The sequence below is a fragment of the Dokdonella soli genome (assembly GCF_039523175.1).
In the GTDB taxonomy this organism is placed as follows: domain Bacteria; phylum Pseudomonadota; class Gammaproteobacteria; order Xanthomonadales; family Rhodanobacteraceae; genus Dokdonella_A; species Dokdonella_A soli.
The window spans coordinates 348,287-363,373 of sequence record NZ_BAAAEU010000024.1 but is presented as its reverse complement, the minus strand read 5'-3'; the positions used below and the strand labels follow the sequence as shown (position 1 = coordinate 363,373).

The 15,087-nt window shown below is 66.9% G+C and carries 15 protein-coding genes; 12 read left to right on the top strand and 3 right to left on the bottom strand.

Annotation, left to right across the window (positions count from 1 at the left end; all coding sequences use genetic code 11):
* Positions 1–51: 51 nt before the first annotated feature.
* Complete coding sequence (locus tag ABD002_RS15565; protein WP_343792703.1) at positions 52–1,569, top strand: transglycosylase SLT domain-containing protein; 1,518 nt, start codon at positions 52–54, stop codon at positions 1,567–1,569.
* A gap of 49 nt (positions 1,570–1,618) precedes the next feature.
* Here ABD002_RS15565 and ABD002_RS15560 read toward each other — a convergent pair whose 3' ends face one another.
* The 3 genes from ABD002_RS15560 to ABD002_RS15550 all read right to left on the bottom strand — a co-directional run bounded on the left by ABD002_RS15560 (position 1,619) and on the right by ABD002_RS15550 (position 3,776).
* Positions 1,619–2,056, bottom strand: a complete 438-nt coding sequence (locus tag ABD002_RS15560; RefSeq protein ID WP_343792701.1) for a hypothetical protein — start codon at positions 2,054–2,056, stop codon at positions 1,619–1,621.
* Between the two features lie 199 nt (positions 2,057–2,255).
* Complete coding sequence (gene asd, locus ABD002_RS15555) at positions 2,256–3,113, bottom strand: archaetidylserine decarboxylase (RefSeq protein WP_343792699.1); 858 nt, start codon at positions 3,111–3,113, stop codon at positions 2,256–2,258.
* Complete coding sequence (locus ABD002_RS15550) at positions 3,114–3,776, bottom strand: SCO family protein (RefSeq protein ID WP_343792697.1); 663 nt, start codon at positions 3,774–3,776, stop codon at positions 3,114–3,116. It abuts the gene before it with no gap.
* A 107-nt stretch (positions 3,777–3,883) separates the two neighbouring features.
* Between ABD002_RS15550 and prmB the strand changes: the two genes are divergently transcribed.
* The 11 genes from prmB to trpA all read left to right on the top strand — a co-directional run bounded on the left by prmB (position 3,884) and on the right by trpA (position 15,023).
* The gene (gene prmB, locus ABD002_RS15545) at positions 3,884–4,804 is read left to right on the top strand and encodes a 50S ribosomal protein L3 N(5)-glutamine methyltransferase (protein ID WP_343792695.1); all 921 of its coding nucleotides are present in this window, start codon (positions 3,884–3,886) and stop codon (positions 4,802–4,804) included.
* A 159-nt stretch (positions 4,805–4,963) separates the two neighbouring features.
* A complete protein-coding gene (gene aroC, locus ABD002_RS15540) occupies positions 4,964–6,052 on the top strand; it encodes a chorismate synthase (protein ID WP_343792693.1) in 1,089 nt (362 codons plus the stop codon).
* Between the two features lie 41 nt (positions 6,053–6,093).
* Positions 6,094–6,471: a hypothetical protein gene (locus ABD002_RS15535; RefSeq protein WP_343792691.1), complete on the top strand. Its 378-nt coding sequence runs from the start codon at positions 6,094–6,096 to the stop codon at positions 6,469–6,471.
* 13 nt (positions 6,472–6,484) lie between these two features.
* Complete coding sequence (locus ABD002_RS15530) at positions 6,485–7,174, top strand: NAD(P)-dependent oxidoreductase (RefSeq protein WP_343792689.1); 690 nt, start codon at positions 6,485–6,487, stop codon at positions 7,172–7,174.
* Complete coding sequence (locus ABD002_RS15525) at positions 7,171–7,491, top strand: NAD(P)-dependent oxidoreductase (protein ID WP_425545132.1); 321 nt, start codon at positions 7,171–7,173, stop codon at positions 7,489–7,491. The genes ABD002_RS15530 and ABD002_RS15525 overlap by 4 nt, the downstream gene beginning before the upstream one ends.
* A 49-nt stretch (positions 7,492–7,540) precedes the next feature.
* Positions 7,541–8,569, top strand: a complete 1,029-nt coding sequence (locus tag ABD002_RS15520; protein ID WP_343792685.1) for an aspartate-semialdehyde dehydrogenase — start codon at positions 7,541–7,543, stop codon at positions 8,567–8,569.
* Positions 8,570–8,681: 112 nt separating this feature from the next.
* The gene (locus tag ABD002_RS15515) at positions 8,682–11,324 is read left to right on the top strand and encodes a motility hub landmark protein FimV (protein ID WP_343792683.1); all 2,643 of its coding nucleotides are present in this window, start codon (positions 8,682–8,684) and stop codon (positions 11,322–11,324) included.
* A gap of 127 nt (positions 11,325–11,451) precedes the next feature.
* Positions 11,452–12,219, top strand: a complete 768-nt coding sequence (gene truA / locus ABD002_RS15510) for a tRNA pseudouridine(38-40) synthase TruA (protein ID WP_343792681.1) — start codon at positions 11,452–11,454, stop codon at positions 12,217–12,219.
* A gap of 136 nt (positions 12,220–12,355) precedes the next feature.
* On the top strand, positions 12,356–13,009 hold the full coding sequence (locus tag ABD002_RS15505) for a phosphoribosylanthranilate isomerase (RefSeq protein WP_343792679.1): 654 nt from the start codon (positions 12,356–12,358) through the stop codon (positions 13,007–13,009).
* Positions 13,006–14,217 carry a tryptophan synthase subunit beta gene (trpB, locus tag ABD002_RS15500; RefSeq protein ID WP_343792677.1) on the top strand — a complete coding sequence of 404 codons (1,212 nt, stop codon included), beginning with the start codon at positions 13,006–13,008 and terminating at the stop codon, positions 14,215–14,217. Before ABD002_RS15505 ends, trpB begins: the two co-directional genes overlap by 4 nt.
* Positions 14,214–15,023, top strand: coding sequence for a tryptophan synthase subunit alpha (trpA, locus tag ABD002_RS15495; protein WP_343792675.1), 810 nt, complete (start codon positions 14,214–14,216; stop codon positions 15,021–15,023). The genes trpB and trpA overlap by 4 nt, the downstream gene beginning before the upstream one ends.
* Positions 15,024–15,087 lie beyond the last annotated feature (64 nt).

Sequence of the window (15,087 nt, the reverse complement as noted above, 5' to 3'; positions counted from 1 at the left end):
CCGGACCCGGTGCCGACGGGTAACTTGCAGCGATTGTCCCGGAGTAGAAACATGCAGTCAGTCCCTCGCATCCCTCTTGTTGCGCTCACGCTGGTTCTTGGCGCCTGCGCGGGCACGCCACAGCAACGCAATCAGCCGACGGGCGCTGCCCGATCCGGCGATGCGCAGGTGGATGCGCTGTACGCGCAGCTCGACCAGGACAGCCAGCGCTACGAAGGCGGCCTCGATCTCGCGCGCAAAGGCGACAGCGCGCAGGCGCAGGGCGAGATGAAGGCCGCGCTCGACGACTTGCGCGCCGCAGCCACGCGTTGCGGCCAGCTGCCGGGCTGCGACCAGCAGCGCTTCGTCGCGGTGTTCGACAACTTGCTGCGGCTCGGCATCGGTGAAGGCTCGGCTCGTGCGGCCGAAGGCGATACCAGCGGCGCGACGCCGGAGGCGACCGTCCCGCCAGAAGAATCCTCGCCGGCCACCGCGGCGCTGCCCGAACTCGGCCGCACGGTGACCCTGCTCAAGGGCCGTGAACTCGGTGACATCATCGCGCTGAACGGCCCGGTCAAGGTCGCGCTCGAGGCCTGGTTGACCCAGTACCGCCCGAACCTGATGGACGCGTACGAGAACTACCAGTACCTGCGTTACCGCATGTGGCCCGAATACGAGAAGGCCGGGCTGCCTGAAGCGCTTCTGTTCGGCATGCTCGCCAAGGAATCCGGCGGCAAGGTGCATGCGGTATCGCGCTCGGGGGCGTCCGGGCCGCTGCAGTTCATGTATGCGACTGGCCAGCGCTTCGGCCTCGGCACGGTCGACGGTTTCGACCAGCGTTTCGACCCGCAACTCGCGGCGCGTGCGAACGCGGCTTATGTCAACGAGCAGCTCGCGATCTTCAACAACAACCTCGAGCTCGTGATCGGTGCGTACAACGGCGGCGAGGGCGCGATGCAGCGTCGTGCCGGCAAGGGCGAGGGTGCGCTCAGTTTCTGGGATCCGCAGGTGTACTTCGGCGTCTCCCAGGAAACCCGCGAATACGTACCGATGGTGCTCGCAGCGGCCTGGCTGTTCATGCACCCGGAGCGCTACAACCTCGAGTTCCCGAAGATTCCGGGACGGCCAGGCAGCATCACGCTGAAGCGTCCGGCATCGATCGCGGAACTCACGATGTGCCTCGGCCAGGACGGTAACGCGCATGACGGTTGGTTTCGAACCCTGCGCAACCTGAATCCGCAGCTCGACCCGCAGCAGCAGGAGCCGGCCGGCGCGCGCCTCGCGGTGCCACTGCGGCTGGAGAAGACCTATCAGCGCGATTGCGCGGCCGGACGCTGGCCGCAGCTCGCCGCCGAACTGCATGCGGCGGCCATCCCGTCGCCGCCGTCCGCGTTGGCGCAGCAGGCGGCAACACCGAAGCAGAAGGCATCGAAGGTCAAGAGCTATGTCGTGCGCAAGGGCGACTCACTGGCATCGATCGCACGCAAGAGCAGTTGCGGCGGAGTCCAGGAGATCGCCGCGGCGAACGGCTTGCGCGCGCCGCACTATGCGTTGAAGACGGGCCAGACGCTGAAGTTGCCGGGCTGCTGAGCAGGCCGCAGCGACGCCGAAGCGGTCGCTGCGACTGCGCGAGGGGCTCTCAGGCCGCCTCGGCCTCGCCAAGCATCCAGCGGTTGAGTTCGGTCGCCGGGATCGCTTCCTTCAGCGTGCGCAGCAGGCGCATGACCTGGCGGTGCAGTTCCTGCTGCTCGGTGAACGGCGAATCCTTGGTTTCGTGGTAGACCACGGTCAGCCAGAGCGCGACGCCACGCAGGCGCACCTGCAGGTTGTCCGAGCGCAGGCGCTCCAGGCCGATGTCGGTGCCGCTGCCCCAGGCGCGGTACTTCTCCTCGGGCGGGGTCGCGTACAGGTGCGGGAATTCGCTCTTGGACGCGTTCGCAAACTCGCGCAGCGCGATCGCGGCGAGCTGACGCCGCACGTTCGGAGCCAGCTGTTCCAGCGCCTTGTTGATTTCACGGAATTGCCGGCGCAACTGCACCGAGCGAGTCAAAGCGATCAGACGGGTGACGAAGTGCATTGATCCTCCCTGCCATCCATGGATCAAATTCGAGGGTCCATTAGCGAAATCTTAAGTCTTCCGAGCAACTCGGTTTCGATCAGTGCGTCACAAATTGCCGAACTGCGTCACATTCTGACCCATTCCCCCGGGAATGGAAAGCGAGGCGGCCGATTCTGGCGAGGCTGGCTTGTAGGGAGTCGTGCGGGAGGCGGAGGGACTATCGGCCTGCCAGGCTCCCGACTCGCTCCCCGACGCGGACCGGCTGTTCGGCGCGCAGGTGCGGGTCGAATCGTCCCGCCTGGAGCGGCAGCAGCACGATGGCGGTCGAGCCCATGTTGAAACGCCCCAGCTCGGCGCCGCGCGCGAGCCGGATGCCGCGTCCGCGCCAGTCGCGGCGGGTGATCGTCGATGCGTAGGGTGGCACTTCGACGCCGCCCCAGACGGTCTCGATGCCCGACACCAGCATCGCGCCGACCAGCACGACCGCGAACGGCCCATGCTCGCCGCGGAAATGGCAGACAAGGCGTTCGTTGCGCGCGAACAGGCGCGGGATCGCCGCGACCGCGAACGGCGCGACGCTGAACAGGCGACCGGGGACGTGCACGGTCTCGACCAGTTCGCCGGCCAGCGGCATGTGCACGCGGTGGTAGTCGCGCGGCGACAGATACACGGTGAGGAAGCTGCCATCGGCGTACGCCGACGCGGCATCGGCATCGGTGAGCAGCTCGGCGGCGCTGAACGTCTGTCCCTTCGCCTGCAGGATGCGTCCGGCCAGGATCGGGCCCGACTGGCTGATGCGCCCGTCAGCGGGACAGAGGATCGCGTCAGCGTCGGCCGGCTGCGGTCGCATACCGGGCTTCAGTGCGCGCGTGAAGAACGCGTTGAAATGGCGATAGGCGGCGAAGTCCGCGGTTTCCGCTTCGTCGAGGTCGACGCGGTAGCTGCGCACGATCCGGCCGATCAGGAAGTTCTTCCACGGCGCGAACGTCCAGCGCGTGCCCCACAGCACGAGGCGCGACAGGAAGCGGTGCGGCAGGATGTATTGCAGGGCGAGCTTCAGTCCGGAGTGGCTCATTCAATCGTCATCCCGGCCATGGATTGGCCGGGACCCGGCGCCAGGGAGGGAAACAAACGTCTTCAGGTCGGCCGCGATCTTTGTGGCCTCGAACGGCGGCCGGAACAGGCCAATCTGGCGGCCTTGCGGGTCGATGATCACCGCCGATGCGCTGTGGTCGACCGCGTAGTTGCCGTTGTCGGTCTTCTCGCGCGAGTAGATCAGGCCGAGCGCGCGGGTCAGGCGGGTCAGGTTCTCGTCATCGCCGGTCGCGGCGACGAAGTCCTTGCTGAAGAACCCGACGTAGCGTGCGAGCTGCTCGGGCGTATCGCGCGTCGGGTCAACCGAGATGAAGTCGAAGCGGACCTTCTCCGCCTCGACCGGCTCGAGCAGTTTCCAGGCCTGTTTGAACGTGGCCAGCGTGGTCGGACAGACGTCCGGGCAGTTCGTGTAGCCGAAGAACGCGACCGTCCAGTGGCCCTTCCAGTCCGCCGGCGTCAGCGACTGCCCATCGCTGCGGGCCAGATGGAAATCCGGCAGTGCGCGCGGCGCCGGATAGAGCACGGCGGCTTGGAGCTTAAGCGGTGCCGGCGCACCCAGCATGCGTGCGCCGAACCACAGTCCGAATGCGGCGGCGAAAGCGGCAACGAGGATCAACACGGTCGCGGAGATGCGGCCGGACATGCGGGCAGGAGTCATCCGCCCATTATAAGGCGCGACGCCGGCCATGCGGTCGATGTGGGCGGCTCGGCCTTATACTGTGCGGCCTTTTTTGACGGCGCCTTCCCTACGTGACCAGCGAACTCGCCACGATCGTTGACTTCATCCGCTACGGCGCAAGCCGCTTCGGCGCCGCCGGCCTGACTTTCGGCCACAGCTACGACAACGCGCTCGACGAGGCCACGCACCTGGTCCTGCACGCACTGCATCTTCCGCACGATCTCGCGCCCGCGTATGGGCAGGCGCGCCTGACCGCCACCGAGAAACAAACCGTGCTCGCGTTGATCGATCGTCGCATCGACGAGCACAAGCCGGTCGCGTACCTGACCGGCGAGGCCTGGTTCGCCGGCCTCAAGTTCAAGTCCGACACGCGCGCGCTGGTGCCGCGCTCGCCGATCGCCGAGCTGATCCAGGGCGGTTTCTCGCCGTGGCTGGACGAGCGTCACGTCGAGCGCGCGCTGGATCTGTGCACCGGTTCCGGCTGCATCGGCATCGCGATGGCCGCGCACAATCCGGGCTGGCGGGTCGATCTTGCCGACATCAGCGCCGATGCGCTGGCGCTCGCGCGCGAGAACGTCGAGTTTCAGGACGTGGGCGAGCGCGTGCGTGTGATCCGCTCCGACCTGTTTGCCGGACTCGCCGGCGAGCGCTACAACCTGATCGTCAGCAATCCGCCGTACGTGACCGAACAGGAGTTCGCCGCGCTTCCGCCCGAATACAGCCATGAGCCCGCGCTAGGTTTGACTGCGGGCCAGGACGGCCTCGACTTCGCGTTGCGCATCCTCGTTGCGGCGCCGGAGCACCTCAGCGACGACGGCGTGCTGATCGTCGAAGTCGGCGAGAGCGAACGCGCGTTGGTCGAATTGCTGCCGGAAGTACCGTTCAACTGGATCGAGTTCGATGTCGGCCAGATGGGCGTGTTCCTGCTCGACCGGCGCGACCTGGTCGAGCATGCCGACTCGATCCGCAAAGCGGCGAAAGCGCGCGGCTGATCGATCTTCGAGTAGGCATTGATCAGGCCGTTCGCCCTGAGGTATCGAAGGGCGAATGGCCGGCACGCACAGATCGTTAAGAGTCGCTCGTGCTTCGATACCGCAGCACTAATGGCAGAGTAGTTCGTCAACAGATTCGAGGCTAGGCAGCAACCCGGCATGTCCAGCAACTCCTTCGGAAAACTGCTCACCGTCACGACCTTCGGTGAAAGCCACGGTCCCGCGATCGGCTGCGTGGTCGATGGCTGCCCGCCCGGCCTTGCGATCGCGCCGGGCGATTTTCGCGAGGATCTTGAGCGTCGCGCGACCGGCAGGAGCCGCTACACCTCGCAACGCCGCGAAGCCGACGAGGTCGAGATCCTTTCCGGCGTGTATGAGGGCCGCACGACCGGCACGCCGATCGCGCTCGTGATTCGCAACACCGACGCGCGCTCGAAGGACTACAACGAGCTCGCCGACACGTTTCGCCCTGGCCACGCCGACTACACCTACTGGCAGAAATATGGCATCCGCGATCCGCGCGGCGGTGGCCGTTCGTCCGCGCGCGAGACGACGATGCGCGTCGCCGCTGCGGTGATCGCGAAGAAGTGGCTCGCCGAACGATTCGGTGTGCGTGTGCGCGGTCACCTCGCGCAGATCGGCGAACTCGTGCCACGCACATTCGAATGGGGCGCGGTCGAAGCCAATCCGTTCTTCTGGCCCGATGCGGCGATGGTCGAGGAGCTCGAGAGCTACGTGAACGCGCTGCGCAAGTCCGGCGATTCAGTGGGAGCGCGCGTGACCGTCGTCGCTGACGGCGTGCCCCCGGGCTGGGGCGAGCCGATCTACGGCAAGCTGGATGGCGAACTCGCATCCGCGCTGATGAGCATCAACGCAGTCAAGGGCGTCGAGATCGGCGCCGGCTTCGCGAGCGTCGCGCAGAAGGGCAGCGAGCATCGCGACGAGATCACGTTGGATGGATTCCTGTCGAACCACGCCGGCGGCATCCTCGGCGGTATCTCGACCGGGCAAAGCGTCGTCGCTTCGATTGCGCTGAAGCCGACTTCGAGCATCCTGATCCCGGGCCGCAGCGTGAATCTCGCCGGCGAGCCGGTCGAAGTCGTGACCAAGGGCCGCCACGATCCCTGCGTCGGCATCCGCGCGACGCCGATCGCCGAGGCGATGGTCGCGCTGGTGTTGATGGATCAGGCGCTGCGTCATCGTGCGCAATGCGGCGACGTCGGGCCGGTGTCGCCGCGCATTCCCTGATGCGGGCAGCGAGGGGCATCCGGCGCGCTCTGGAGGTCGATATGGCAACACCATCCGAATCAGGGGCACCGGTTTCGTTCCGCGAAATATGGAGCGACGCAATCCACTACTGGGAGTGGCTCCGGATTGCCTACAACCTCGCGCTGGCTCTTGTCGTCGTGGGCTGCTTCGCGAGGAAGTGGCCGTATTTCCGCGGCCAGTTCAATTTGGAGCACGTGCTGGCGCTGCTCGTCCTGGCTGTGCTCGCCAATATCTGCTACTGCGCGGCGTATCTCGCGGACATTCCAATCCAGTACTCGTCGTATCGCGCCACATGGCGGGGCGGGAGGTGGATCGCATGGCTCGCCGGCACCTTGTTCGCAGTCGCGTTGGCGTACTACTGGGTCGTCGACGAAATCTATCCGTCGGTCGGTGCCTGAGCCTCACTGCGCGATGAACGCTTCCCGCAAGAAGGTCTGGGTCACCCAGCCGGTATTCCCGGATATCGTCGCGCGGCTCGAATCCGATTTCGATCTCGTGCAGGCGCATGCGGTCACGCGCTATACGAGCGCCGAACTTGCGGCGGGCCTGCGCGACGTCGACGGCGCGATCGTCTGCATTCCAGATCGCATCGATGCAGCCGCGATTGCAGGCGCGACACGCCTCAAGGCCATCGCGAACATCGGCACCGGCTACAACAATCTCGACATCGCCGCCCTCACCGCGGCGGGCATCGTCGCGACGAACACGCCCGATGTGCTGACCGAGACGACGGCCGATTTCGCCTGGGCGCTGCTGCTCGCGACCGCGCGACGCGTCACCGAGGCCGAGCGCTGGCTGCGCGAAGGGCACTGGACGACCTGGTCGTTCGAGCTGATGCTCGGGCAGGACATCCACGGCAGCACGCTCGGCATCCTCGGCATGGGCCGCATCGGCCAGGCGATCGCGCGGCGCGCGGCCGGGTTCCGCATGCGCGTGCTCTACTATATCGTTCGCGGCTGCCCGCTTCGGTCGAGCGCGACTGCAATGCGCACTACGTGGACAAGGATGAATTGTTCGCGGCGAGCGACCATCTGGTGCTCACACCGCCCTACAACCCAGGCAATCATCACGCCGTCGGCGCCGCCGAGCTTGCGCGCATGAAGGCCTCCGCGACCTTGATCAACGTCGCTCGCGGCGGCATCGTCGACGATGCGGCACTGGCCGACGCGCTGGCGAACGGTCGCCTCGCCGCGGCCGGGCTCGACGTCTACGAGAACGAACCGAACCTGCCCCCGGCGCTGCTCGCCTGCCGCAACATCGTGCTGACCCCGCACATCGCAAGCGCAAGCACCGCGACACGGCGTGCGATGGTCGCGCTCGCGGTCGACAACCTGGTTGCAGCGCTCGGCGCCGGCCCACTGGCCGGCCGGCCGCCGAATCCGATTAATGCCGATGCGTTATTGGCGCGCGGGGCCTGATCCGGTTCATGCTTCGACAGATTCCCAATTCCCCATCCCGACAAATCCCATGAGCAAGAAGACGAAGTACAACGTGGCCATCGTCGGCGCGACCGGCGCGGTCGGTGAAGCGCTGCTGGCGATCCTCAAGGAGCGCGAGTTCCCGATCGGCGAACTTGTGCCGCTGGCGAGCGAGCGCTCGGCCGGGGGCAAGGTTGCGTTCGGCAATCGCGAGATCACCGTGCGCGATCTCGCGACGCACGACTTCAACGGCATCGACATCGCGTTCTTCTCGGCCGGCGGCTCGGTGTCGCGCGTGCATGCGCCGCGCGCGGCGGCGGCCGGCGCGGTCGTGATCGACAACACCTCGGAGTTCCGCTACCAGGACGACATCCCGCTGGTCGTCAGCGAGGTCAACCCGCACGCGATCGCGCAGTACACGAACCGCGGCATCATCGCGAACCCGAACTGCTCGACGATGCAGATGCTGGTCGCGCTCGCGCCGATCCATCGCGCGGTCGGCATCGAGCGGATCAATGTCGCGACGTATCAATCGGTGTCCGGCGCGGGCCGCTCCGGTTCCGAGGAGCTGGGCCGCCAGACCGCGGCGCTGCTGAATTTCCAGGATGTCGAGCCGAAGAAGTTCCAGGCGCAGATCGCGTTCAACCTGATTCCGCAGATCGACGACTTCCAGGACAACGGCTACACCAAGGAAGAAATGAAGATGGTCTGGGAGACGCGCAAGATCCTCGAGGACGAGGCCATCCAGGTGAACCCGACCGCGGTCCGCGTGCCGGTGTTCTACGGCCATTCCGAGGCCGTGCACATCGAGACGCGCGGCAAGATCAGCGCGGACGCCGCGCGCGAGCTGTTGGAGAAAGCACCCGGCGTGATCGTCGTCGACGAGCGCAAGCCGGGAGGCTATCCGACACCGGTCTCGCACGCGGCCGGCAAAGATGAGGTATTCGTCGGACGCATCCGCGAGGACATTTCGCATCCGCACGGTCTCGACCTCTGGGTGGTTTCGGACAACATCCGCAAGGGCGCCGCGCTGAACGCGGTGCAGGTCGCCGAGCTCCTCGTGAAAAGCTACCTGTGATCCAGGCCCCATGGCCGCTAAAACCTGCTGTGATCTATAGTTACGATTGTGTTATAAGCCCGTTTCGAGATGTACTCGATCAGGTCAAAACGCCTCCGGGGGGCATGCCTAGATGAAACGACCGCTGCAACTGCCACTTGCGATCGCGCTCGCGCTGGGCGGAACGAACGCGCTGGCGCTGGGCCTCGGGCCTGTGCATGTGAAGTCCAAGCTCAACCAGCCCTTGGACGCGGAGATTCCGGTCATCCAGGGCACCGCGGGCGAGGCCGAAGGCCTGCTCGTCAATCTGGCCGGCGCCGAAGATTTCGAGCGCATCGGCCTGAACCGCTCGCGCCTGGGCGTTCCGCTCGAGTTCGCGGTGGTCAAGGGCGCGCAGGGCGACCTGGTCATCAAGGTCACCAGCAAGGAAGCGGTGCGCGAGCCATACCTGGATTTCCTGGTCGAGGCGAACTGGCCGAAGGGCCGCCTGCTGCGTGAATACACCGTGCTGCTCGATCCGCCGGTGAGCGCGCCGGGAACGCGCAGCGCGAGCACGTCCCCGTTGCCGGCCACGCCGGCGACGGCGTCGATCCCGAAGCCTGAGAAGAAGCCGGCCGAACATCCGACGGCCGCAGCGACTCCCACGCCGGCACCGGTCCCGCGTGCCAGCGCGAAGCCTGCACGCGAGACGCCTGCGCACAACGCAAAAGAGGGCGAGTACGGCCCGGTCGAGGCCGGCGAGACGCTGTCCGAAGTCGCCCGCGCCTCGCGTCCGAACGAGGGCGTCAACATCAACCAGATGATGCTGGCGCTGCTCAAGAACAATCCGAATGCGTTCTACAAGGACAACATCAACGCGCTGAAGCGGGGTGCGATCCTGCGTGTTCCGTCGGCCGACGAGATCAAGGCAGTCGGATCGGCCAGCGAGGCCGCCGCACAGGTGCACTCGCAGGTCGAGGACTGGCGCGGCGGTCGCGCCAGCCCGACCCTGGTGGCGGACACCGGCAGCAAGGCGCCCGCTTCGGCTCCGGCCGCGCCCGCGAAGGCACCGAAGGCGGTTGCGTCAGACGGCAAGACATCCGGTGAGCGTCTCGAGCTGGTCCCACCGAAGGCCGGTAAGGACAGTCTCGCGATGGCGGACCGGCCCGGCGCTGGCGCCGGCAGTGCGGCCGCGACCACCGAGCTCAAATCCGAACTCGCGCGTGCCAAGGAAGCGCTGACCACGCAGCAGCAGGCAGCCGGCGAGCTGAAATCGCGGGTCAAGGAACTCGAGGACCTGAAAGGCAAGAACGATCGTCTGATCAGCCTCAAGGATTCCGAGATCGCCGAACTGCAGCAGAAGCTCAAGCAGTTGCAGGAGAAGTCGGGCGCTCCGACGGCCAAGCCGGCGAGTCCGCCAAGCGCACCCGCACCCGCACCCGCACCCGCAGCGGCGACGGCAACGGCAAGTGCTCCCGCACCGGTCGCAAGCGTTCCCGCGACTACGCATCCGACGCCTGCGGCTGCACCGTCGGCATCGACTCCGGCGGCAGCAGGGGCAGCCGCTGCCGCTGCCGCCGCCGCGAATGCGAAGATCGGAAAGCAGGACATTTGGGGCAACACCGCCGACAAGGCGGCGACAACGAAGCCTGCCGAAGCCGGCAAACCGGTTTCGCCGGCGCCCGCTGTCACCGCTAACGGCGCTACGCCTGTGGCGGCGTCGCCTGCTCCGGCTGGCACGACGGTAACGACAACGCCGTTGACGCCGACGCCGCCCACCACGACGAATCCGGCGCCGGCGCCGGCGCATGCGACCAGCGAAGCCCCGAAACCTGCCGCATCGGCCCCGGCCACGGCGGTGAGCAAGCCCAAGCCGCAGCCGCTGCCTGCCACGGCGCCGTGGTACGAACAGGTGTGGGTCAAGTCGGCCGCGCTCGCCGCCGGCATCCTGCTCCTGCTGTTCGGTCTGCTCGGTCTGCGCAAACGCAAGCCGGCGACCGCTGTCGCGCGGGGTTCGCTCGCCGATTCGTTTGGCGACTCCACCGGGGGCGCGTCCGATGCGGCGCATGCTTCGATGGAATCGGAGGCGGCGAGCCTGCACGAGCAGCTTCAGCATGAGCCGTCCAACGTCGGCCTGCACCTCGAATTGCTGAGTCTCTACTACGCCGAGCGCAACGTCGCCCAGTTCGAGGATGCGGCGACCGAGATGCATGCGTACGTGACCGACCCTCATCAACCGGAATGGCTGGAGGCGCAGGCGATGGGCCAGGAACTCGCACCGCACAATCCGTTGTTCGCCGGAGCCGCGCACTACGACGACAGCGATGCGGCGATCGCGGTCGGCTATGCCGACACGGTCGAACGGCCGGCGTTCGAACATCGCGGCGGCAGTTACGCGCACAACCATGAGGAACCGGTCGTGCAGCAGCCCGAGCATCCGGAGCCGGCGGTCGGATTCGGCTTCAATCACGACGACATGACGCACGCCGCGCCAACGGCTCCGGCGCGTGCCGCCGAGGGGTTCGATTTCGATGACCTTCCGCCGCTCGATTTCGAGCAGCCGGTCGCACCTGTGGAGCACGTGGAGCACGATCACGCCGCCGCCGCGCCGGCCGCGCATCTGGACGAGGAGTTCTTTGCCGGTGACGATGCGATCGGCACCAAGCTCGACCTCGCCAAGGCCTACATGGACATGGGCGATCCGGAAGGCGCGCGCTCGATGCTCGAGGAGGTCATCGCCGAAGGCAATGAGGCGCAGAAGGCCGAGGCGCACCGGCTGATGGCCGAGATCCGCTGATCCAAGGCATTTTCCATCGCGACAAGGGCCGGGTTTCCCGGCCCTTGTCGTTTGCGGACACGTGAAACGAACGCTGCCTGTATTCTGTCCGGTCTTTCCATCTCCAGTCTTCCGCCACAAGCCCTCAATGCGCATCGCCCTCGGCATCGAATACGACGGCACCGATTTTTTCGGCTGGCAGCGTCTGTCGCACGGACGCAGCGTGCAGGGCGAGGTCGAGGCCGCGCTGTCGTTCGTCGCCGCGCATCCGGTCGAGGTGACCTGTGCCGGGCGCACCGATGCCGGCGTGCACGCGCGTTGCCAGGTCGTGCATTTCGACACCGTGGCCGAGCGCAGCGAACGCGGGTGGACACTCGGGGCGAACTCGAATCTGGCGCGCGACGTCGCCGTGCTGTGGGCGCGACCGGTCGCTGACGATTTTCACGCGCGTTTCGGCGCGCGTGCGCGGCGCTATCGCTACACGATCCTGAACCGGCCGGTCCGTGCTGCGCTCAGCGCGCGTTTCGTGACCTGGGAACGCGCGCCGCTGGAGGTGGACACGATGCAGCGCGCCGCGCAGGCCCTGATCGGCGAGCACGATTTCAGTGCGTTCCGCACGGTTGCGTGCCAGGCGAACTCGCCGATGCGCAACGTGCGCGAGATCGCGATCACGCGCAGCGGCGACGAAGTCTCGATCGAGATCGAGGCGAACGCGTTCCTGCACCATATGGTGCGCAACATCGTCGGTTCGCTGCTGCCGATCGGACGTGGCGAGCGTGCACCGGAATGGCTGGCCGAGCTGTTGCACGGTCGCGACCGCAGCGTTGCCGGGCCGACTGCTCCATCGTCCGGCCTGACCTTCCTCGCGCCGCGCTATCCGGCCGAATGGAAGCTGCCCGCGGAGGTGACCCTATGAGCTGCCTCTATGCAATGCTTCGGCACAAGGACGTGCCGCCGCGGCGAGCACGCGAGTGCTCGGCGCGACAAACGTGGCGCGGCTTTGCCGCGACCGTTTGTTGCAAGCCGCGGCAGGATGCCCGGTCTTGCAAATCATGAACAGCCCGACGCGCATCAAGTTCTGCGGAATCACGCGCACCGAGGATGCGCGGTTCGCCGCCGGTCTCGGCGTCGACGCGATCGGCCTGGTGTTCACGCGCAGAAGCCGGCGCTTCGTCGGGATCACGCAGGCACGCACGATCCGCCGCGCGCTGCCGCTGTTCGTGAGTACGGTCGCGCTGTTCATGGACGACGAGCCCGGATGGATCGAGGAAGTGATCGCCGAAGTGCAGCCGGATCTCCTGCAGTTCCATGGCGGCGAAGCGGCCGGATTCGCCGCGAGTTTCGCGCGGCCCTACATCAAGGCGGTGCCGATGGCCTCGGTGACCGATGTCGCGACCTATGCGTCGCAGCACCCGAACGCGGCCGGTTTCCTGCTCGATAGCCATACGGGCGGCGCGACCGGCGGCACCGGCGAGGCGTTCGACTGGACGCGCGCACCGAGGCAGCTGGGGCGTCCCGTCGTGCTCGCCGGCGGGCTCGACGCGCAAAACGTGGCGCAAGCGATCGCGCTCGTGCGACCCTATGCAGTCGACGTGTCGAGCGGCATCGAAACCGCTCCCGGCATCAAGAGCGTCGCGAAGATGCGCGCGTTTGTCGACGCAGTGCGCAGCGTGGCGCCAGAACCTACCCATCCAGCAGCACGATGAACAAGATCGAAGACTATTTCGCATATCCCGATGCACGCGGTCGCTTCGGCGACTATGGCGGCTCGTATGTCGCCGAGACACTGATCGCACCTCTCGCCGAATTGAATGCCGCGTATCAGGCGCTGCGCGTCGACCCCGCGTTCATCGCCGAGTTCGAGCGCGATCTCAAGTACTACGTCGGCCGGCCATCGCCGATCTACCACGCCGAGCGATTGTCGAAGAAGATCGGCGGCGCGCAGATCCTGCTGAAGCGCGAGGACCTGAACCATACCGGCGCGCACAAGATCAACAACACGATCGGCCAGGCGCTGGTCGCGCGCCACATGGGCAAGCGCCGCATCATTGCCGAGACCGGTGCCGGCCAGCACGGCGTCGCGACCGCGACCGTGTGCGCGCGCTTCGGCCTCGACTGCGTGGTCTACATGGGCGCGGTCGACATCGAGCGCCAGGCGATCAACGTGTACCGCATGAAGCTGCTCGGCGCGCAGGTCGTGCCGGTCACCTCCGGCTCGAAGACGCTGAAGGACGCGCTCAACGAGGCGATGCGCGACTGGGTCACGAATGTCGCCGACACGTTCTACATCATCGGCACGGTCGCCGGCCCGCACCCGTATCCGCAGATGGTGCGCGACTTCAACTCGGTCGTCGGTCGCGAGGCGCGTGCGCAAATGCTCGAACAATATGGCCGTCTGCCCGACGTGCTGACCGCCTGCGTTGGCGGCGGCTCGAACGCGATCGGCCTGTTCCATGCGTTCCTCAACGATCGCGAGATCGCGATCGTCGGCGCCGAAGCCGCGGGCGAGGGCATTGCGACCGGCCACCACGCGGCCTCGCTCGCGGCCGGCCGCCCCGGCGTGCTGCACGGCAACCGCACTTACGTGCTGTGTGACGACGACGGCCAGATCACCGAGACACATTCGGTCTCGGCCGGCCTCGACTATCCGGGTGTCGGCCCCGAGCATGCGTTTCTCAAGGACAGCGGTCGCGCGACCTATGTCGGCGTTACCGATGACGAGGCGCTCGCCGCGTTCCACGAACTCGCGCGCAGTGAAGGCATTCTCGCTGCGCTCGAATCGAGTCATGCGGTCGCGCAGGCGATCAAGCTCGCGCGCGAGCTGCCGAAGGACCGGCTGATCCTGTGCAACCTGTCCGGCCGCGGCGACAAGGATGTGCACACGATTGCCGCCAGGGAAGGGATCTCGCTGTGAGCCGCATCGACAATCGCTTCGCCGAGCTGAGAGCCAAAGGCCGCACCGGCCTGATCCCGTTCGTCACCGCCGGCGATCCGCTGCCGGACGCAACGGTCGAGCTGATGCATGCGCTGGTCGCGGCCGGTGCCGACCTGATCGAACTCGGCGTGCCGTTCTCCGACCCGATGGCCGATGGCCCGGTGATCCAGCATGCGAGCGAACGCGCGCTCGCGCGTGGCGTCGGCCTCAAGCAGATCTTTGGCTGGGTGCGCGAATTCCGCGCACGCGACGCGAATACGCCGGTCGTGCTGATGGGTTACATGAATCCGGTCGAGATCCACGGCGCCGACCGTTTCGCGCGAGAGGCGATCGACGCGGGCGTCGATGGCGTGCTGCTGGTCGACTGCCCGATCGAGGAGATCGACGCGGCCGCGCCACTGCGCCACGCCGGCCTGCAGCAGATCATGCTCGCCGCACCGACCACCTCCGATACGCGCCTGGCGCAAATCTGCGCGGCGGCGCGGGGTTTTCTATACTACGTTTCGTTCGCCGGCATCACCGGGGCGGACAGGCTCAGCATGGACACCGTGCGCGAGCGCGTCGCGGCGATCAAGCGCCAGGCGAAGACGCCGGTTGCGGTCGGCTTCGGCGTACGTGACGCGGCGTCGGCCGCGGCGATCGGCGAATTCGCCGATGCGGTCGTGATCGGCAGCGCATTGGTCGACCGGCTTGCCGGCAGTGCGGATGCGGCGGAAACCTGCGCCCGCGCGCGCGATTTCCTGGCGCCGATCCGCGCCGCGCTCGAAGCGCGGGCAGGACGATAACAAGGTTGCCTTGCATGGGCGTTTCGATGCGCCCGTGGTTCGATCCCGGCGAGCGGCTACCGTC

Bases quoted from the DNA above. Each gene is read 5' to 3' on its own strand.
- ABD002_RS15565 (WP_343792703.1), top strand. From the start codon at position 52: ATGCAGTCAGTCCCTCGCATCCCTCTTGTTGCGCTCACGCTGGTTCTT.
- ABD002_RS15560 (WP_343792701.1), bottom strand. From the start codon at position 2,056: ATGCACTTCGTCACCCGTCTGATCGCTTTGACTCGCTCGGTGCAGTTG.
- asd (WP_343792699.1), bottom strand. From the start codon at position 3,113: ATGAGCCACTCCGGACTGAAGCTCGCCCTGCAATACATCCTGCCGCAC.
- ABD002_RS15550 (WP_343792697.1), bottom strand. From the start codon at position 3,776: ATGTCCGGCCGCATCTCCGCGACCGTGTTGATCCTCGTTGCCGCTTTC.
- aroC (WP_343792693.1), top strand. From the start codon at position 4,964: ATGTCCAGCAACTCCTTCGGAAAACTGCTCACCGTCACGACCTTCGGT.
- ABD002_RS15535 (WP_343792691.1), top strand. From the start codon at position 6,094: ATGGCAACACCATCCGAATCAGGGGCACCGGTTTCGTTCCGCGAAATA.
- ABD002_RS15530 (WP_343792689.1), top strand. From the start codon at position 6,485: ATGAACGCTTCCCGCAAGAAGGTCTGGGTCACCCAGCCGGTATTCCCG.
- ABD002_RS15525 (WP_425545132.1), top strand. From the start codon at position 7,171: ATGAAGGCCTCCGCGACCTTGATCAACGTCGCTCGCGGCGGCATCGTC.
- ABD002_RS15520 (WP_343792685.1), top strand. From the start codon at position 7,541: ATGAGCAAGAAGACGAAGTACAACGTGGCCATCGTCGGCGCGACCGGC.
- ABD002_RS15515 (WP_343792683.1), top strand. From the start codon at position 8,682: ATGAAACGACCGCTGCAACTGCCACTTGCGATCGCGCTCGCGCTGGGC.
- truA (WP_343792681.1), top strand. From the start codon at position 11,452: ATGCGCATCGCCCTCGGCATCGAATACGACGGCACCGATTTTTTCGGC.
- ABD002_RS15505 (WP_343792679.1), top strand. From the start codon at position 12,356: ATGAACAGCCCGACGCGCATCAAGTTCTGCGGAATCACGCGCACCGAG.
- trpB (WP_343792677.1), top strand. From the start codon at position 13,006: ATGAACAAGATCGAAGACTATTTCGCATATCCCGATGCACGCGGTCGC.